The 15,696-nt window shown below is 50.0% G+C and carries 21 protein-coding genes; 12 read left to right on the top strand and 9 right to left on the bottom strand.

Annotation, left to right across the window (positions count from 1 at the left end; all coding sequences use genetic code 11):
* Complete coding sequence (locus tag IT774_RS04835) at positions 1 to 480, top strand: type IV pilin protein (protein ID WP_195812208.1); 480 nt, start codon at positions 1 to 3, stop codon at positions 478 to 480.
* A gap of 8 nt (positions 481 to 488) precedes the next feature.
* Here IT774_RS04835 and IT774_RS04840 read toward each other — a convergent pair whose 3' ends face one another.
* From IT774_RS04840 to IT774_RS04860, 5 genes are read right to left on the bottom strand one after another with little or no spacing between them, the layout of a single operon-like run.
* Positions 489 to 983 carry a hypothetical protein gene (locus IT774_RS04840; RefSeq protein ID WP_195811577.1) on the bottom strand — a complete coding sequence of 165 codons (495 nt, stop codon included), beginning with the start codon at positions 981 to 983 and terminating at the stop codon, positions 489 to 491.
* A gap of 28 nt (positions 984 to 1,011) precedes the next feature.
* Positions 1,012 to 1,341 (bottom strand): hypothetical protein, encoded by a 330-nt coding sequence (locus tag IT774_RS04845; protein WP_195811578.1) that lies wholly within the window; start codon positions 1,339 to 1,341, stop codon positions 1,012 to 1,014.
* A complete protein-coding gene (locus IT774_RS04850; RefSeq protein ID WP_195811579.1) occupies positions 1,338 to 2,090 on the bottom strand; it encodes a hypothetical protein in 753 nt (250 codons plus the stop codon). The genes IT774_RS04845 and IT774_RS04850 overlap by 4 nt, the downstream gene beginning before the upstream one ends.
* Positions 2,072 to 2,686 carry a prepilin-type N-terminal cleavage/methylation domain-containing protein gene (locus tag IT774_RS04855; RefSeq protein ID WP_195811580.1) on the bottom strand — a complete coding sequence of 205 codons (615 nt, stop codon included), beginning with the start codon at positions 2,684 to 2,686 and terminating at the stop codon, positions 2,072 to 2,074. The genes IT774_RS04850 and IT774_RS04855 overlap by 19 nt, the downstream gene beginning before the upstream one ends.
* The gene (locus IT774_RS04860; protein WP_195811581.1) at positions 2,680 to 3,210 is read right to left on the bottom strand and encodes a prepilin-type N-terminal cleavage/methylation domain-containing protein; all 531 of its coding nucleotides are present in this window, start codon (positions 3,208 to 3,210) and stop codon (positions 2,680 to 2,682) included. Before IT774_RS04860 ends, IT774_RS04855 begins: the two co-directional genes overlap by 7 nt.
* 95 nt (positions 3,211 to 3,305) lie before the next feature.
* Between IT774_RS04860 and IT774_RS04865 the strand changes: the two genes are divergently transcribed.
* On the top strand, positions 3,306 to 3,665 hold the full coding sequence (locus IT774_RS04865; RefSeq protein ID WP_195811582.1) for a type IV pilin protein: 360 nt from the start codon (positions 3,306 to 3,308) through the stop codon (positions 3,663 to 3,665).
* 20 nt (positions 3,666 to 3,685) lie between these two features.
* On the opposite strand, the gene IT774_RS04870 is transcribed toward IT774_RS04865, so the two are convergent.
* A complete protein-coding gene (locus IT774_RS04870; RefSeq protein WP_195811583.1) occupies positions 3,686 to 4,231 on the bottom strand; it encodes a GspH/FimT family pseudopilin in 546 nt (181 codons plus the stop codon).
* 247 nt (positions 4,232 to 4,478) lie between these two features.
* Between IT774_RS04870 and nadE the strand changes: the two genes are divergently transcribed.
* Positions 4,479 to 5,318, top strand: a complete 840-nt coding sequence (nadE, locus tag IT774_RS04875; protein ID WP_195811584.1) for an ammonia-dependent NAD(+) synthetase — start codon at positions 4,479 to 4,481, stop codon at positions 5,316 to 5,318.
* A gap of 7 nt (positions 5,319 to 5,325) precedes the next feature.
* A complete protein-coding gene (locus IT774_RS04880) occupies positions 5,326 to 5,664 on the top strand; it encodes a P-II family nitrogen regulator (protein ID WP_195811585.1) in 339 nt (112 codons plus the stop codon).
* 105 nt (positions 5,665 to 5,769) lie between these two features.
* Here the strand turns inward: IT774_RS04880 and IT774_RS04885 are convergent, their stop codons facing one another.
* Both IT774_RS04885 and ygfZ read right to left on the bottom strand, forming a co-directional pair.
* Positions 5,770 to 6,252, bottom strand: coding sequence for an FKBP-type peptidyl-prolyl cis-trans isomerase (locus IT774_RS04885; RefSeq protein ID WP_195811586.1), 483 nt, complete (start codon positions 6,250 to 6,252; stop codon positions 5,770 to 5,772).
* 75 nt (positions 6,253 to 6,327) lie between these two features.
* Entirely contained in the window at positions 6,328 to 7,263 is a 936-nt protein-coding gene (ygfZ, locus tag IT774_RS04890) for a tRNA-modifying protein YgfZ (protein ID WP_195811587.1), read from the bottom strand.
* Between the two features lie 201 nt (positions 7,264 to 7,464).
* On the opposite strand from ygfZ, the gene IT774_RS04895 reads away from it, so the two are divergent.
* From IT774_RS04895 to IT774_RS04905, 3 genes are read left to right on the top strand one after another with little or no spacing between them, the layout of a single operon-like run.
* A complete protein-coding gene (locus tag IT774_RS04895; protein WP_195811588.1) occupies positions 7,465 to 7,716 on the top strand; it encodes an FAD assembly factor SdhE in 252 nt (83 codons plus the stop codon).
* Positions 7,703 to 8,158: a protein YgfX gene (locus IT774_RS04900; RefSeq protein WP_195811589.1), complete on the top strand. Its 456-nt coding sequence runs from the start codon at positions 7,703 to 7,705 to the stop codon at positions 8,156 to 8,158. The genes IT774_RS04895 and IT774_RS04900 overlap by 14 nt, the downstream gene beginning before the upstream one ends.
* Before the next feature lie 6 nt (positions 8,159 to 8,164).
* Positions 8,165 to 9,067: a MaoC/PaaZ C-terminal domain-containing protein gene (locus IT774_RS04905; protein WP_195811590.1), complete on the top strand. Its 903-nt coding sequence runs from the start codon at positions 8,165 to 8,167 to the stop codon at positions 9,065 to 9,067.
* A gap of 2 nt (positions 9,068 to 9,069) precedes the next feature.
* Here the strand turns inward: IT774_RS04905 and nadB are convergent, their stop codons facing one another.
* A complete protein-coding gene (nadB, locus tag IT774_RS04910) occupies positions 9,070 to 10,734 on the bottom strand; it encodes an L-aspartate oxidase (protein WP_195811591.1) in 1,665 nt (554 codons plus the stop codon).
* A 198-nt stretch (positions 10,735 to 10,932) separates the two neighbouring features.
* On the opposite strand from nadB, the gene rpoE reads away from it, so the two are divergent.
* The 5 genes from rpoE (at position 10,933) to IT774_RS04935 (ending at position 15,674) form a co-directional block, all read left to right on the top strand.
* Positions 10,933 to 11,511 (top strand): RNA polymerase sigma factor RpoE, encoded by a 579-nt coding sequence (gene rpoE / locus IT774_RS04915; RefSeq protein ID WP_195811592.1) that lies wholly within the window; start codon positions 10,933 to 10,935, stop codon positions 11,509 to 11,511.
* 75 nt (positions 11,512 to 11,586) lie between these two features.
* Positions 11,587 to 12,171: a sigma-E factor negative regulatory protein gene (locus tag IT774_RS04920; protein ID WP_195811593.1), complete on the top strand. Its 585-nt coding sequence runs from the start codon at positions 11,587 to 11,589 to the stop codon at positions 12,169 to 12,171.
* A 64-nt stretch (positions 12,172 to 12,235) separates the two neighbouring features.
* Complete coding sequence (locus tag IT774_RS04925) at positions 12,236 to 13,324, top strand: MucB/RseB C-terminal domain-containing protein (protein ID WP_195811594.1); 1,089 nt, start codon at positions 12,236 to 12,238, stop codon at positions 13,322 to 13,324.
* The gene (locus tag IT774_RS04930) at positions 13,321 to 13,791 is read left to right on the top strand and encodes a SoxR reducing system RseC family protein (protein WP_195811595.1); all 471 of its coding nucleotides are present in this window, start codon (positions 13,321 to 13,323) and stop codon (positions 13,789 to 13,791) included. The genes IT774_RS04925 and IT774_RS04930 overlap by 4 nt, the downstream gene beginning before the upstream one ends.
* A 608-nt stretch (positions 13,792 to 14,399) precedes the next feature.
* Complete coding sequence (locus tag IT774_RS04935) at positions 14,400 to 15,674, top strand: tyrosine-type recombinase/integrase (RefSeq protein ID WP_195811596.1); 1,275 nt, start codon at positions 14,400 to 14,402, stop codon at positions 15,672 to 15,674.
* Positions 15,675 to 15,696 lie beyond the last annotated feature (22 nt).

The following is a 15,696-nucleotide window of genomic DNA, read 5'->3' on the forward strand; positions in this document are numbered from 1 at the left end:
ATGCAACAGCAACCAGGATTACTCAAAAGCATCGCACAGGGCTTTACCCTTATCGAACTTATGATCACGGTCGCGATTGTCGGTATTATTGCGGCCGTGGGTTACCCGGCTTATCAAAATGTAATGATCAGCAGCTTTCGTGGCACCGCTCAAGCCGATTTAATGGCCTTAGCCGCCAGTATGGAACGCCATCATAGTGGTGGCTTTACCTATGAAGGGGCTGCGCAAAGTAGTGCAGATACAGGTAAGCCCGCCACATTTGCTGACTATTCTCCGGCAAACGAACAAGCGGCTAAAAAACGTTATGAGTTGACCATTGAAGAGGCCGACAGTCAGACCTTTATCATCAAGGCGACGCCGGTGGCAAGTACGCCGCAAAAGTCCGATGGCAGCCTGTTTTACTACAGCGACGGCCGCAAAGGTTGGGACCAGAATAAAAATAATAAGGTGGATGCGGGTGAGTGGTGCTGGTCGTGTTAACCCTGCAGCTATTCACTGGCTGGGTACAAGCGGTCAAAATTAAGCTGTGTCAGTGGGAATGTGGCTGCAGGGCGGGCCACTAAGACCTGATGTTGAACGCCCGCTTCGGTGCCCTCAGGATGCGGATTATAGCCTAAGGTTACTTTGGTTATGGCGCTTTGCTGAGGTGCGGTTACTTCAAAATCCAGCGCCTGCCCAACCATGATCGCCTGCTGGTGTTGCAGAGTGGCATCATCAAATGCAAAGGCATAGGGCGACTCTGTGTCTGTCGCCACTGCCATAATGTGTTGCTGCACCGCCTGCAGCATATTTCTTTGCGGTGTTTCGGCGTCAGGGGCGCCAACCTGATACAGATTCCATACACTGTTGTGGTGTTCTGAGCTGCTGGCTTGCTGGCGTTTGAGTAAAAAAAGTTGTTGCTGCCACTGAAACTGAAGTTTGGCCACCGCGACTGCTGAGGTGGTCAGCATAAAGCCGGCAATCAGGCATTCCGATAAATTCATTGAACCCTCACAATTTGCATTCGCATGATTAAAAATCCCGCCAGCTGCCAATGACAGCCTGTACCCGTTGTAACTCCCTCAGCTTTTGCAAATTCCGCAGTACGGCCCTGTCGTAGCGAACCGTTAGCCTTGATGCCGGCTCGAGCGCGCCTTCCACCATCAGTGCGCCGGTGATTACTGCTTCGGGGCTTATATTAATATCAACCGTATTGCTGGGGTCGCCCCCGGGCATTAGCACCAGGCCATTAAGCTGACTGTAGATGGCCAGATGCAACTGATTACCGGTCACCATCAGCAGCACCGGCGCGGTGCTGCTGCCAATTTGCTGTCCGGCCGCAACCTCACAAGGCCCGGTCACGATGATAAGCCCCGGCTGGCAGTATCCAGGGACTCACAATTTGAACGGTATTGGGCAAAGTCTGATAACTGAGAAAGGCGGGTTATGGACGTGCCAAACAGCGCCGACAATAGCTGCGCCGGGTATTGGGCACTATTGCCGAGAATCCCGGGCTCAGGCTTTAAGGTAAGCAGCACCGGGTGACAAACGGTTTCGGTGAAAAGGCTGCTAATACAGCGGTGACGATGAGGGCCCGGAGTCAGGTCCTCGCCCGCCCACACGGTGAGAGGAGCGCCAGCCGCTACCGGCTTAGAAAAGTGCACGGTAAAGCTGACACTGCCGGGCAACGGCTGATTAAACATCAAGGCCGCTTCAGGAATAGCCTGTAACAGCGGAAACCGGATAAGTTGCTGCCGCAATTCTATGTTTTTATTCATATTATCGCTGGTCAGTAGCTCAAAAGAACTAATCTGAGCATCGTTCAGCGAGGCGCTGAAACCAGCAAGCAGGGTGGTGTGTCCCCCGATGGTGGTCGGCGGCTGGGGCTGGCGTAAAGCATACGGACTGGCGGCAATCGCCATGTCTAGTTGCTGTTCGGTGTCCGTTATGAGGCGTTGCTGTGTGGTGATTTGCGAACCAAACCGGCTGTGCTGTGTTACCGAGTCGACAATAAGCATGGCGCCCGCGCTCACCATCAGCAACAGGATAACCAGCGGCACGATAATAATAAATCCACCGGCGGTGCGCACGTTCAAAAATTCCTTACCCATAGGGTACTGACCACCTGACGGGCTATATCCGGATCCTGACTAAGGGCCGCCTCAAATGTAATGCGAATCATTGCGCTGTTATTCTTCGCAGGTAAACGCGCTACCTCAAACGCTAAATGATTTATCATCAACACCGACGAAGACGTTAAATCATGCCACCCCGAGGCCTGGCAGGAGCGACCACCCACCCGGTACTCAATAGCCTGATTGTGCAATCGAAAACCCAACGTCTCAACCGGTTGAGCTGAATCCAGTCTGCCATTGTGGTTTTTGTCATAGCGAAATACCACACAGCTATGGTCCGTCTCACCCGCATGAGAGGAAACCTGCAGGGCCGGAAAAAATGGACTGTCTGTACGGTCTTCCCCTGCCAGTAGCCGTTCCACGGCAAGCCCATCGTACCCAGCCCGACGCAATTGCAAACGCATCAGCTGCAGCACCCGGCTCATTTCATCTTCCATCGCCATAGTCTGTAATACCAACTGATGACGCTTAAGGGTGATCTGCGCCCAGTAAAACGCCGCGCCTAACAACACCGAGCCTAGCGTGAGACTTATCATGAGACTTATCAGGCTATAACCGTGCTGTTTCAACATGAGACAATCGCCGTAACCGGGTCGGCTGGGGTACATAGGCGAATACGTCCTAAGTTATTGAGTATCAGCTTGATTTGCATCGAACCATTACCGATAACAAAGGAGCCGGCATGACCAAAGCTCAGGCCGCTGAGAGCCTGGAACAGCAAAGGTTTAACCGGTGTATAGGTACTGCCCAGCAATGCTACGCGTCCTCTAAATAACTGTGCCTCCTGGCTATGGCGCACCGAGCAGGGAGCCTGAGTAGTGCAGGGGCAGTTAGCTGCATAAGCTATCACCAGACAGGCGGGACCGTTACCAGCGCGGCTAATCACATACACCGGTTTATTGAGAGTGATGGCTAATTGTTGGGCATCGCGTAAAAACAGTGACAGTCGCTGGGCCTGGGTTCGTAAGGCATTTTCCTGCTGCCAGCGTGTTAATGGCGGCATGGCCAGTTGCGTAATAAGCACCAGCACCATCAGGGTGATAAGTAGCTCTGGCAGGCTAAAACCAGCGGCGGAGCATTTTCTGTTCTCAGGCACAGTGTTTTATTCGCTTGTGACAAGTAATTATGGTTTTCCATGATAGGAGAAAATCACAGCCACAAAAGCTGTACTGAGGTAAGGAATTTTATAAGATGACGAGGTCTTTCGGGTTTACATTATTGGAGCTGATGATAGCACTTGCCATCAGCGCTATTCTGGCTATCGTGGCGGTGCCGGGCTATCAGCATATCATTGAGCAAGCCAACCTGAACAATGCCAGATTACACTTGCTAGCACTACAGTCTGCCCAGGAAAGCTTTTATCTGAAATTTGAGCGCTATGCAGAAGCCCATGAATTGCCGGTACCACATTCAAAGCATTATATATTCGCAATCACCGCAGTGGACAAAAACTACTATCAGTTGTCAGCGCGCAGCCGAAAGCCCGGGGGACGCTGCGCCCAGCTGACCTTAACCCAGAAATTACAAAAGCAACCCGAAGAATGCTGGTAACGGTAGCCGTGCATCAGGGGTTAGCTACAACTTAAATCGGTGCCGGAAATATCTTCTCGAATGCCGTTATCATCGTCATCGGTCGCAATGGCTAACCGTCCCCATAACGAGATAAGCAAAGCAGAAGCGTACTTGTTGTTACCCGAAGCCGGGCAAATCTGGATTGAAGCTTGCTGACTTACCGAACCATCAGCACGAAAAACCAGCGAACCGGTAACCCCGGAAATGGTATTGGAAGATGAAACCGGATCAGTCGCTACCAGTAGCGTCTCTGCGCCCCCTAACTGACCGTCGTTATCCGCGTCTAAAAACACCATCTTGGCAAGACTCCAGTCGCTTTCGCACTTGGTGTAATTATTGGTGGGACACATGACCACTGAGGCGCTTTCATCAACGGCAGTAAAGCGAGCAACCCGGGCCACCGAGCTGATATTATTAATATCTGCGATGACCTGATTTTGCTGTAATATAGATGAAATGCCCGGCGCCCCCACCGTGATGAGTATCGATGCAATGGCAACGGTTATCATCAGCTCCACCAGGGTCAGGCCATGTTGTTTCAACATAAATAAGATGTTCGTAGAGTACCTTGGTTATAGCCTAACCAAATTCGCGCATTTTTGGGTATACTTTTATTTGCATCACCCTAAGATTTGATACCTCAAAGAGAATCTGAACAAAAGTAAACTCACGGCCAGCACAGCCGTACATGCTAAAGACCTTTTGCGAAACAGAGCCAGACTACTGACAGTCTTTTTCCTTTACAGTAAACTTAGCTAACAAAATAGCATTAGATTACGTGGACAATAAAACATGCACACACAAGCCGTTATTGATGAAATGAAGGTGCTTCCTGAAATAGATCCGGAATATGAAGTGTCCCGGCGCGTTGAGTTCATCAAACAACAGCTCATCCGTTCAGGCCTGCATGCGCTGGTGCTGGGCATCTCTGGGGGTATCGACTCATGTACTTTAGGCCGCCTGGCGCAACTTGCGGTAGATGAGCTTAACCAGGACACAGAAGATAACGCCTATCAGTTTGTCGCGGTAAGACTGCCTTATAATACTCAGGCTGATGAAGCAGATGCTATGCAATCCATTGAGTTTATTAAACCCACTAAGAGTGTAAGCGTGAATATTCAGCCAGGCACCGATGGACTGCATGAGGCCACCGCCGCGGCCCTGAGCCATGCGGATTTATTGCCCGAAAATCCGGCGAAACAGGACTTTGTAAAAGGGAATGTCAAAGCCCGGGCCCGTATGATTGTGCAATATGAAATTGCCGGTATGGTAGATGGGCTGGTTCTTGGCAGTGATCACTCTGCTGAGAATATTACCGGGTTTTATACCAAATACGGCGATGGGGCTTGTGATCTGGCGCCGCTGTTTGGTCTGAACAAACGTCAGGTGCGGCAGGTGGCTGCTTATTTGAAAGCACCGGCGAAGGTTATTGAAAAGGCCCCGACGGCCGATTTGGAGTCTCTTACTCCGCAAAAGGCAGACGAAGAAGCTTTGGGCTTATCCTACGATCAGATTGATGATTTTCTGGAAGGAAAAAATACCGATCCTGAGGTAGATGAAAAGCTGCTGGCTATTTATACCCGCACGCAGCACAAGCGCGTTGCAATACCGACTATCTACGATAAAGAGTAATGGTGACATGAAGAAGATCGAAGCAATAATCAAACCCTTTAAAATGGACGATGTACGTGAAGCCCTGGCAGATGTAGGCATCGCTGGCATGACGGTAACCGAGGTAAAAGGGTTTGGTCGACAAAAAGGCCATACTGAGTTGTATCGTGGTGCCGAATATCAGGTCGACTTTTTACCAAAAATTAAACTGGAAATCATTATTGGCGATGAACTGGTAGAGCAGGCAGTAGAAGCCATCCAGGAAGCGGCTAATACCGGTAAAATTGGCGATGGTAAAATCTTTGTTTACAATGTGGAAAGTGCGTTGCGGATTCGTACCGGCGAAACCAATGAAGAAGCCTTGTAACAGGTAAATATAGTCAGATCAGAAAACTAAAAAGGGGCCGACCGGCCCCTTTTTTAACACGATAATAAATGGCAGCAATATGCCATTTATTAGCATTGCAACGAGTTAGTGATCGTTGCCGCTACCCGGACCATGGGCATGGCCGTGTTCAAGCTCTTCTGCGGTAGGTTCGCGTACATCTACCACTTCCACTTCAAATGACAGCGGAACGCCGGCTAAGGGGTGGTTACCATCGATTACCACATGCTCTTCTGATGTATCGATAACCATTACCGATTGTTCGCCCTGATCAGTCGTGGCACGAAATGACATGCCAACTTCTACATCCATACCGTCGAACATGCTGCGTGGTACCTGTTGTACCAGCTCATCAGCGCGCTGACCATACGCCTTGTCAGGTTCTACTGATACCGAAAACTGTTCACCTTTTTCTTTGCCTTCCAGCGCTTCTTCCAGCCCTTCAATCAAAAAGCGCTTGCCTAATAAGACAGTCAGTGGCTCTTTATCTACAGAAGAATCCAGCTGAGTGCCATCCTGTGCAGATACGGTATAGTGAAGGGTGACGACACTGTCTGAAGTAATTGTCATAAAAAATCCTGAGTTTTGCCTGGCAGTCTTACTGCCGTGAGTTTTGCGTGTTTACGATTATCGCTAATACGCTCGTTACTTTTTCCCATCATCAATAGAATAAGGTAATGGTTCTATTGAAAATGTAGGGTGTTCTGATTTTGCTAACCGAAATACATCCTCGGACGTAGTATCGTTGTTGAGCACCGCCAACAACCAGGTTTGCTCACCTAACACCGCATGACGAATGACTGCACCACCACGACGCCAGTTTTCACCAAGCTGTTTTTCAACAACGGTGTCTGCATCAATGGCCACTGCGGTGTCAATCTTAAACACAAAAGCCGCGCGTTTATTGCGTCCCAGATATCGGGTGCGGGCAACCACTTCCTGGCCCATATAACAGCCTTTGCTAAAGTCGATACCTGCTAATGCCTGAACATTCATCATCTGAGGCACATATTCATTACTGTGCGCTGCATCTACATGGGGCACCCCATGTTGCACGGCCAATGCTTCATAAACATCATGGCTGTACTGCGTTATTGGGTTGTCTGTCGCAAATTCAACCAGCTGCTGACAAAAATCCTGCTCAGCGATCAATAAGTACACATTTTCAGGATAATCCAGTTTGACTAAAACGCCAGTTTCAAAGCCCTGTACCTGCATGGCGGCTTCCGGCACCGCAATATCCTGATCCTCAAACCAGTCCAGGACGGTCTGTCCTCGTAGCGCAATCTGGGTGTACTGGTCGCTGACATCGCGAATATCTACTTTTGAAAATACCCCGTACTTATTAAGCTGAGCCTGGGTAATTTCCAATGCGCTTTTTTCGATGCTTAACAACACATCGTCCTGATGGCGGGTGACCGTCTGAAGCGACCAGGTTTTGCCTTTAACATCACAGTGAGCAGAATGTCTGGCCTGGTTCGACTTGAGCGCATTGATATCTACGGTTAGCTGGCCCTGAAGATAACTGTCTCTGTCCGCGCCGCCGACCGCAAGCACGCCGTAATGCGTTAGCGGTATCATAAAATTATCAGAAAGTTCACTGAGTCTGGCCGGCAAATTCATAAACAACACACACCATTAAATAAAAACGATAGCCTAAGTGTTGGGGTGAACCACTAAGAAGCAAGGGATGGCCCGGGAAAAATCGGCAAAAAGGTCAGTGATTCGGCCTGATTCAACGTGTTATGATGTGACCCATATTAACGACAGGTTGTGTGGTTTATGTTTTCACCCAAAAGATATGCACGTCTTAAGTGGGCGTGTCGCCGGGGCATGCTGGAACTCGATGTATTGTTTTTGCCGTTTGTCGAGACCGGCTTCAAAGATATGAGCTTTGAACAACAAGAAGTGTTCGAACGATTACTGACCAGCGACGATCCCGATTTGTTTGCCTGGTTTATGGGTCATCAGCAATGTCAGGATCCCGAACTGGCCGCCATGGTTAAGCACATTCTGGGTCGTGTTAAAGTATAAATTTACGCTCCGCTCGCATCCGCTTCGCCGGTGGCAGTGGGTAGTGCCGCTGGTGGCGGTAGGCGTGGTCGGCGTATGTTTGCCTGAACCGGTGTACAGCTATGCCAGTTATCCACTGGTGCTGGCAATCGTTGCCGGGTTAGCCATATATGCGCTTTATGGCTATCATCATTGTGCGGTTCGTCCACCATGGTTGGTGGGGTTTGACGGGGCGTCTCGCTGGCAGCAAGCCAGCGTCCCGGCTTCATTGGCAGAGGCGCCGATTTGGTGGCTTACCCGGCGATCCCGGATAACGCCGCTGGGTTTGTATCTTCACTTTTCCTGTAACCAGCAGCCTTGCGGTTACCACTGGATATGGCGTAGTGAATGCGATGAACTGCATTATCGGCGCTTGTCACGGGCGATTCTTCATCTTCAACGTGCTACGGCACCGACTCTTTAAATGTGTATGAAATCACTGAAACTAATTTTTCGTGCGGCTACTCAACGCGCCGACAAAGCCCGGCTGGTTCAATTTAAGCCACCGGCATTACCAAGCTGTCAGTATTCTCAGTCCCTGCATATCGATAAATCACATTATCAGCAATATTGTGAGCAGATGAACTGGCCGGTGCACAATGTATTGCATCCATGCTATCTGCAGATGATGAGTTTATCGCTGCAATTACAGTGTTTAACAACCATCAACAGTCCGTTTCCGGTGATGGGTCTGATCCACAAGTCTAATCAGATAAACCAGCAGCTTTGTATCGACCCTGATGCGCCGTTCATGCTTTACGCCCGGTATCGGGCCATCCGGCCCCATTACAAAGGTTGGGTGGTGGATATTGAGGTCAGTGCTTCGCAACATCAGCGCACCGTCTATCGGGCGGTGGCCTCTTATCTGGTTAAAACCCGGGCCCCTCATGTTGCTCCTAAAAAATACCGGCGCGAGCCGCAGCCGTTAGTGTTACCTGAGGCTGTTCAGGAACACACCGTGCTGGTGGCAACCAAAGCCACTGGGCGTGGTTATGCAAGATTGTCCAAAGATTACAATCCTATTCATTTAAGCCGTTTCAGTGCTTCATTTTTTGGGTTCAGGCAACCTATTGCCCATGGTATGTGGAGTTTAGCGCGGCTGTGCGCCGGTTTACCGGATCTGGCTGACCGCCAGAAAATACCGCCTTCGGAAGAAGACAGCGAGGGGGCAGAAATTGTATTGTCCTGTGAGTTTATCAAGCCCATAAAACTGCCGGCTACCGCGCGAAGCTTTAGCGTTGCAGAGCAGGGCAAGTGTAAATTCTGGTTAACCAACGACACCGTGGACGCCCCGCATTTGCTGGGTGAGCTTACGCTGACGTCCGGCCGCTAGAATCAGGGGCCCAGCACCCCGGGGGTATTTTGAATACGACTGGCAGAGGGCACTAAAATCGAAGGTTCAGGGTTATCCTGGGCCTCTGGATAATCCAGATTAAAGTGCAGACCCCGGCTTTCTTTACGCTGCATCGCGCAGCGCACAATCAGCTCTGCCACCATCACTAAGTTACGCAGTTCCAGCAGATTGTTCGAAACCCTGAAGTGCGCGTAGTATTCCTGAATTTCCTGTTCCAGCAGATTAATCCGACGCAGAGCCCGCTCCAGGCGTTTATTAGTGCGCACAATCCCCACATAGTCCCACATAAACAGCCGCAATTCATGCCAGTTATGCTGAATGATAACTTCCTCATCAGAGTTGGTAACCTGGCTTTCATCCCAGGCAGGAATGGCTTCATCTTCGTAAGGGTCTTGCAAACGACTAAGAATATGCTCCGCTGCGGAGGTGGCATAAACCACACATTCAAGTAACGAATTCGAGGCCATGCGGTTCGCCCCGTGTAAGCCGGTATAGGCGACTTCGCCCACCGCATACACATTATCCAGGTCGGTGCGGGCATTGGTGTCGGTAATAACCCCACCACAACTATAGTGGGCTGCCGGAACCACCGGGATTGGTTGTTGGGTAATATCTATGCCCAGATCCAAACAGCGTTTCTGGATATTTGGAAAATGCTTTTCGATAAATTCGGCAGGTTTATGGCTGATATCCAGATACATACAATCTGCACCCAGCCGTTTCATTTCATAATCAATGGCCCGGGCCACGATATCACGGGGGGCTAAATCCCCGCGTTTGTCGAAATTCTGCATAAAGCGGGTGCCGTCAGCATGACACAACTGGGCCCCTTCGCCACGCAGCGCTTCGGAGATCAGAAAGTTGCGTGCTTCAGGGTGATACAAGCAGGTGGGATGGAACTGATTAAATTCCATGTTGGCCACCCGGCAGCCGGCGCGCCAGGCCATGGCAATGCCATCACCGCTGGACACATCAGGGTTGGAGGTATACTGATATACCTTACTGCCACCGCCAGTGGCCAGCGTAATGAACCGAGAGCGGATCACCTCGACATGCTCGCGCTTGCGACTCCACACATAGACGCCTGAGCAGCTCCCCGGATGCTGTTTTGACTGAATTAAATCGATGGCATTGTAACGTTCAAAAAAATGAATGTTAGGGTGTTTGGCCACCGCATCATTTAAGGTGATTTGTAACGCTTCGCCGGTGGCATCGGCGGCGTGCAGAATGCGGCGATGGCTATGGCCGCCTTCGCGGGTAAGGTGATAGCGTTCTTCACCTTGTTCGTTCTGCTCTTTATCAAAGGGCACCCCATAACCAATCAGCCAGGTCAGGGCTTCTTTGGCACGTTGAGCGGTATAACGAACCGCATGTTCATCACACAATCCTGCGCCGGCCTGCAACGTATCCTGCACATGGGCATCGATGGAGTCCTTTTCATCAAACACCGCAGCGATACCGCCCTGAGCATAGCGAGTAGACCCCTCATTGCGATCGCTTTTGCTAAGTACTATCACTTTGCAGTGGTCTGCTAATTTTAACGCCAGGCTGAGACCCGCCGCCCCACTGCCGATGATAAGAACATCACAGCTGTGCTCGATAGGCTGTGGGTGCGCAGAAGAGGGTGAAGATGACACTGAATTCATGTATTTTAGCAGGTATTCATTAAGCTAAGGTCCGGCAAGTCTAATGGATAGGCAGTAAAACTCAATGGGCTTGTAAGTAATGTTCCGCGGAAATTTGATTATTTATCAATAAAAGCACGAACTTTTTAAATTTGTGGCAGTCTACTTCAATGCTTATGTGGGCTGTTAGGAAGTAGAAGTATAGGAGTGGTGGCTCGGATGAGCGAGCAGATGACCGATCAACAACTTGTTGAAAAAGTACAAAATGGTGACAAAAACGCGTTCAATCTGCTAGTAACAAAGTATCAGCATAAAGTTATGCATTTGGTATCACGCTATGTCAAAAACAGTGGCGATGTAGCGGATGTCACCCAGGATGCCTTTATCAAGGCCTATCGGGCACTACCCAACTTTCGCGGGGACAGCGCATTTTATACGTGGCTCTACCGTATCGCGGTAAACAGTGCAAAAAACTACCTGGTATCGCAGGGGCGCAAGCCACCTGCCAGTGATGTGGATGCTGAAGAAGCAGATTATTACGAAGGAAGCGATGCGCTCAAAGAGCACTCGACTCCCGAGCGAAGCCTGTTATCCAGTGAGATTGAAGCGACTTTGTTTCGGGTTGTGGACAAACTCCCCGATGATTTACGCATGGCTATTACCCTGCGTGAAATCGAAGGGCTCAGTTATGAAGAAATAGCGAATGTAATGGAGTGTCCGGTAGGTACCGTGCGCTCTCGTATTTTTCGGGCGAGGGAAGCAATTGATAAAGTTTTGCAGCCTTTGCTAGAAAATTGAACTTTTCTGTAATGAGTCGGACTAACCAGCTGTGATTAAGTGTTGTTCGATCAGAATTGATCAGGATTTGTTTATATGACGCAACAGCGAGAAAAATTGTCAGCCTTTATGGATGGCGAACTTGGTAGCAGTGAAATCCTGCCATCAATCAAGCAGGATCCGCAGCTACAGGAAAAATGGCGGCGTTATCATGTAATCAGAAGCGGTCTTCGTAAAGAGGGCGCGGTGGCGCCGGAGCTGGATATAACAGCTCAGGTTGCAGCAGCGTTGGCCGATGAACCCACGATTATGGCGCCTAAACCGTCGATGTGGAAGCGCCTGACCCAGACTGGTACCGTCACCCCGTTTGCCAAGCACACGGGACAATTGGCGGTAGCCGCGTCGGTGGCGCTAGCGGTAATTATGGGGGTGCAGCAGATGAATCAGCCAGCCCCGGTACAAACCCCGTCTGGCTCGGCAGCCCCATTGATTGGTACACCGGGCGGATTAGCGCCGGTTAGCTTAGAGCAAACCCGCTCTGTACCACGTAATGATATGGCGGTGATGATGGAGAAAAAACGTAAAATTAATGCGTTGATTGCCGATCATGAGCAGCAGATTAAGCTTAAACAGACCACCGAAAAAACCACAGAGTCGCAGGAGCTGCAACCTGAACAGTAATGGTGTGCAACATGCCTTGTTGCCAATAAATGTTTATAAAGGTGAGGCAGCTGCCTATTGCAGGATGAGCAGCGCCGCAAATACTCATCGGCTTTTACCAGGCTGTACTTTTGCCCATTTAAGCAAAAGGTTGGCGGCCACCGTCTTACTTGCGTGTGTAACAGTGAGCGCCGCCTACGCAACGCCTCAAACCACATCAGCATCCCAGCCCAACCCGTCGTCTCAGACCGGGGATGAACCCGGGCCAACTGCAAAAGTCGCTGATGCCCGGAGCTGGTTGCAAAAACTTGCTCAGATGGTCGCTACTCAGAATTTTCATGTCGCATTTGTCCAGGCTCGTGCCGGGCAGGAAACCATCCCCTGGTTATGGCGTCATGGGGTAATGGCTGATGGTACCGTGATGGAGCAACTGAATCTGCAAAATGGCCCCGGCCAGGAGCAAATTCGGGTGGGACAGGTGGTAAGCGTGTTTGAACCTGATGTACCCCCTTATAGCGTGCGGTCTGGTGCTATTCATGGTCCTATACCGGCAATGTTACTGAACCAGCCCGCCAGACTGGAGCAAGCCTATAAGTTTGTAACAGTAGGGCGGGCCCGTATTTCCGGACGCACCGCGCAGCAGCTGCGCATCATTAGTCGCGATAACACCCGTTTTTCTTACCAGCTATGGCTGGATGAGACCACCGGAATGCTGCTCAAACTTGATACAGTGGATTTACAGGGCAATGTGCTGGAACAAATTCAGGTAACCTCATTTGAGGTAACCGACAAGCCCCATGATTACTTTTCCAAAGTGAACCAGTCTTCTTTACCACAGCCTATGGCCGGCCGGCGGGGGCAATCTCAGCAACATAACTGGCAGGTAGGCTTTTTGCCCAAGGGCATGGTAGAAGTAAGCCAGAATGTGCGCCGTCTTGCCCTGACCGGACAGGCAGTGGAACACAAATTGTTTAGTGACGGATTGGTGGACGTGTCGGTCTACGTGCAATCAGCGAAGCAGGCAATCGGCAGTGATTTAGCGCTGCGCCACGATTTGAATACCTTTTTAACCTTTACCAGCGGCGCTGCGCAGGTTACCGTCGTCGGCGAAATTCCATTAAAGACCGCCAACGCCATGGCCCAGTCTTTAACCTTGAGCAAAGAAAATCAATGATTACCGAAACCGCCACCGTGGTTGCTGTAGACCAGGACAGGGTAACCGTAGAAGCAGCAATAAAATCTACCTGTTCATCCTGCCAGGCGCAGTCTGACTGTGGCTCAGGGGTAATCTCCCGTGCTATGGCGCCAAAAGTACAACACCTTGAAATTGAAACACCGATGTCGGTGAAGGTGGGTGATACGGTGCAGGTAGGTATTCCTGAAGCCGGCCTGTTAAGCGCTTCAGTATGGCTTTACCTGGTACCGCTGTTGGTGTTTTTACTTTCTGCGGCTGGTCTTACTCAACTCCAGGCCTGGTTAAACACCGGTCACGAGCTGTTGGTAGTGGCGGGCGCCGCAGGGATAACCCTGGCAGCTTTTGTGGGGGTCTCAGGCCATCTCAAGAAAATCGATAAAAGCCGCTTTCGTCCCGTGCTTCTTGCCGTTAACAAGTCCTCTTCTGCTCCCAGGCCCGCGCTATAAAACCTAACGACAGGGCTTTGCTGCCTCCACAGTGAACTAATTCGCTTTTATGCGCAGAAATAGGTAAAATCCGCACGCTTCTCGCTGTTTTTTTGGCTTTGTTTTATTCCACAAAGCGACAGCGGCCCTGAGTCTTTGCTGCGGCAAAGTATTTATAACGTTTTGACTTATTGCAGGTAACCTCCAGCATTATGCAACATTCGCACATTCGTAACTTTAGTATTATTGCTCATATAGATAATCCTTATAAAAAATTCGCTTAACAAATATAGTAACTTAGCGAAAAGCGAACAGCTGCAGACCCCGTAAATACTGTCTTTCTCCACTTTTCACTACGCAATCACGCGCAGACATTATATAATCAACACAATGAATTTAGGTCCCCCAATAGGTCCCGAAATCTGGGGGACCTATTGGGGACCTGTAAAACCACTTTTGGGGACCTGTCGGCCCTGCAAGTCCTGTAAAATCTAGCCTGCAGAGCGTTAGCGAAAAACGGCCAGGGGTGCTTTTTCAATTTCATAGGTCCCCCGATTTATCTTCGGGGACCTACGGCACCAGGGAGTAACCAACCTGGGATCCCAAAACCAACACAGGGAATTTAAACCATGGCTTTAACGGATATTTGGCTAAGAAAAAACAATGGCCGACTGACCGCTAAGGAAGAATTAACCAGCGATACCGGCGCCATGTTTGCCCGATTACGGGGTGGCAAAATATCGTTTATTTACCGGCCTTATTTACAATCTGGCGAGCGCATCAAAATGACCCTGGGGAGTTACCCCAAAATGTCATTAAAGGATGCCAGGGATAAACGGGACGAATACAACCGGATGGTTAACGAGGGGCACGATCCCCGGCGTAAACTGATGGCCACACGTTTTACCAATGCAACCCAGCCAACAGTAAACGAGCTGTTTACCGTCTGGTATGAAAACCAGGCCATGGTCAGGAAGAAAAACCCGGCGTTGCATTTGCGCACCTACGAATTACACCTTAAAAAAGAATTCGGCAATATGAACTACGTAGATTTGCCCAGGGTCGTGGTGGGCAAATACCTAGTGCAAAAAGCCAATGAGGTGCCCCATATTGCATTACGCATTATTTCGGATATGAAAGCCTGTATAAATTACGCCAAAATTCACGGGCTCACTGATGCGGAAAATGTCTTTCAGATATTTACCAGTCGTTCCCTGGGGATCTCAAGATCCATAGGTAAGCGGGTGTTATCCGGGGAAGAATTGCGCCTTATGTATAAAACCCTGGATAGCATGGACATGAATGAAAAGAATCTGGCCATAGTTAATCTGATGCTTTTCTATGGGTGCCGGGGCGCAGAGATCCGGGAAACACGCAAAGACTGGCTGAATTTTGAAACCATGACCTGGACGGTACCACCAGAGTTTCATAAAACGGGTGGAAAGACGGGCAAGCCCCTGGTACGTCCAATCTTGGATGAAATGAAGCATTTGTGGGAAATCCTGTTGGCTTTCAGTGGTGATAGCCAGTATGTGTGTACTCTTATGGCCAGCAAGAACAAGAAGACCGACAAGCAAATGAGCGCCAATGCGTTACGGTCAATTGCCGGGCAGATTATCAATCATGCGGTGGGGCACTTCAAAGACGCCCAGGGCGAACCAATCACCTGGGAACATTGGACCAATCACGATTTGCGGCGTACGGCTCGATCCCATTGGTCCGAGTTTGGCGATTGGGCAGTGTGTGAAAAGATGCTGGGCCACTCATTACCTGGTGAGGCGGACGTATACGACCATAACCAGTACATGGGGCAAATGCGGGCTATCTATCGCCAGTGGTGGAACCAGATCCAGGAATACGCCGGCGAAACTAATGTGGTACAGTTTGAAAAAGCTAGTGTTTAAAATGAAAAACAACCTAAGTATT

Origin of the sequence: Salinimonas marina, from assembly GCF_015644725.1 — a bacterium.
GTDB lineage: Bacteria > Pseudomonadota > Gammaproteobacteria > Enterobacterales > Alteromonadaceae > Alteromonas.

Excerpts from the sequence above, each read along its gene's own strand:
- IT774_RS04835 (WP_195812208.1), top strand. The coding sequence starts at position 1 with ATGCAACAGCAACCAGGATTACTCAAAAGCATCGCACAGGGCTTTACC.
- IT774_RS04840 (WP_195811577.1), bottom strand. The coding sequence starts at position 983 with ATGAATTTATCGGAATGCCTGATTGCCGGCTTTATGCTGACCACCTCA.
- IT774_RS04850 (WP_195811579.1), bottom strand. The coding sequence starts at position 2,090 with ATGGGTAAGGAATTTTTGAACGTGCGCACCGCCGGTGGATTTATTATT.
- IT774_RS04855 (WP_195811580.1), bottom strand. The coding sequence starts at position 2,686 with ATGTTGAAACAGCACGGTTATAGCCTGATAAGTCTCATGATAAGTCTC.
- IT774_RS04865 (WP_195811582.1), top strand. The coding sequence starts at position 3,306 with ATGACGAGGTCTTTCGGGTTTACATTATTGGAGCTGATGATAGCACTT.
- IT774_RS04870 (WP_195811583.1), bottom strand. The coding sequence starts at position 4,231 with ATGTTGAAACAACATGGCCTGACCCTGGTGGAGCTGATGATAACCGTT.
- nadE (WP_195811584.1), top strand. The coding sequence starts at position 4,479 with ATGCACACACAAGCCGTTATTGATGAAATGAAGGTGCTTCCTGAAATA.
- IT774_RS04880 (WP_195811585.1), top strand. The coding sequence starts at position 5,326 with ATGAAGAAGATCGAAGCAATAATCAAACCCTTTAAAATGGACGATGTA.
- IT774_RS04885 (WP_195811586.1), bottom strand. The coding sequence starts at position 6,252 with ATGACAATTACTTCAGACAGTGTCGTCACCCTTCACTATACCGTATCT.
- ygfZ (WP_195811587.1), bottom strand. The coding sequence starts at position 7,263 with ATGATACCGCTAACGCATTACGGCGTGCTTGCGGTCGGCGGCGCGGAC.
- IT774_RS04895 (WP_195811588.1), top strand. The coding sequence starts at position 7,465 with ATGTTTTCACCCAAAAGATATGCACGTCTTAAGTGGGCGTGTCGCCGG.
- IT774_RS04905 (WP_195811590.1), top strand. The coding sequence starts at position 8,165 with ATGAAATCACTGAAACTAATTTTTCGTGCGGCTACTCAACGCGCCGAC.
- nadB (WP_195811591.1), bottom strand. The coding sequence starts at position 10,734 with ATGAATTCAGTGTCATCTTCACCCTCTTCTGCGCACCCACAGCCTATC.
- rpoE (WP_195811592.1), top strand. The coding sequence starts at position 10,933 with ATGAGCGAGCAGATGACCGATCAACAACTTGTTGAAAAAGTACAAAAT.
- IT774_RS04920 (WP_195811593.1), top strand. The coding sequence starts at position 11,587 with ATGACGCAACAGCGAGAAAAATTGTCAGCCTTTATGGATGGCGAACTT.
- IT774_RS04925 (WP_195811594.1), top strand. The coding sequence starts at position 12,236 with ATGAGCAGCGCCGCAAATACTCATCGGCTTTTACCAGGCTGTACTTTT.
- IT774_RS04930 (WP_195811595.1), top strand. The coding sequence starts at position 13,321 with ATGATTACCGAAACCGCCACCGTGGTTGCTGTAGACCAGGACAGGGTA.
- IT774_RS04935 (WP_195811596.1), top strand. The coding sequence starts at position 14,400 with ATGGCTTTAACGGATATTTGGCTAAGAAAAAACAATGGCCGACTGACC.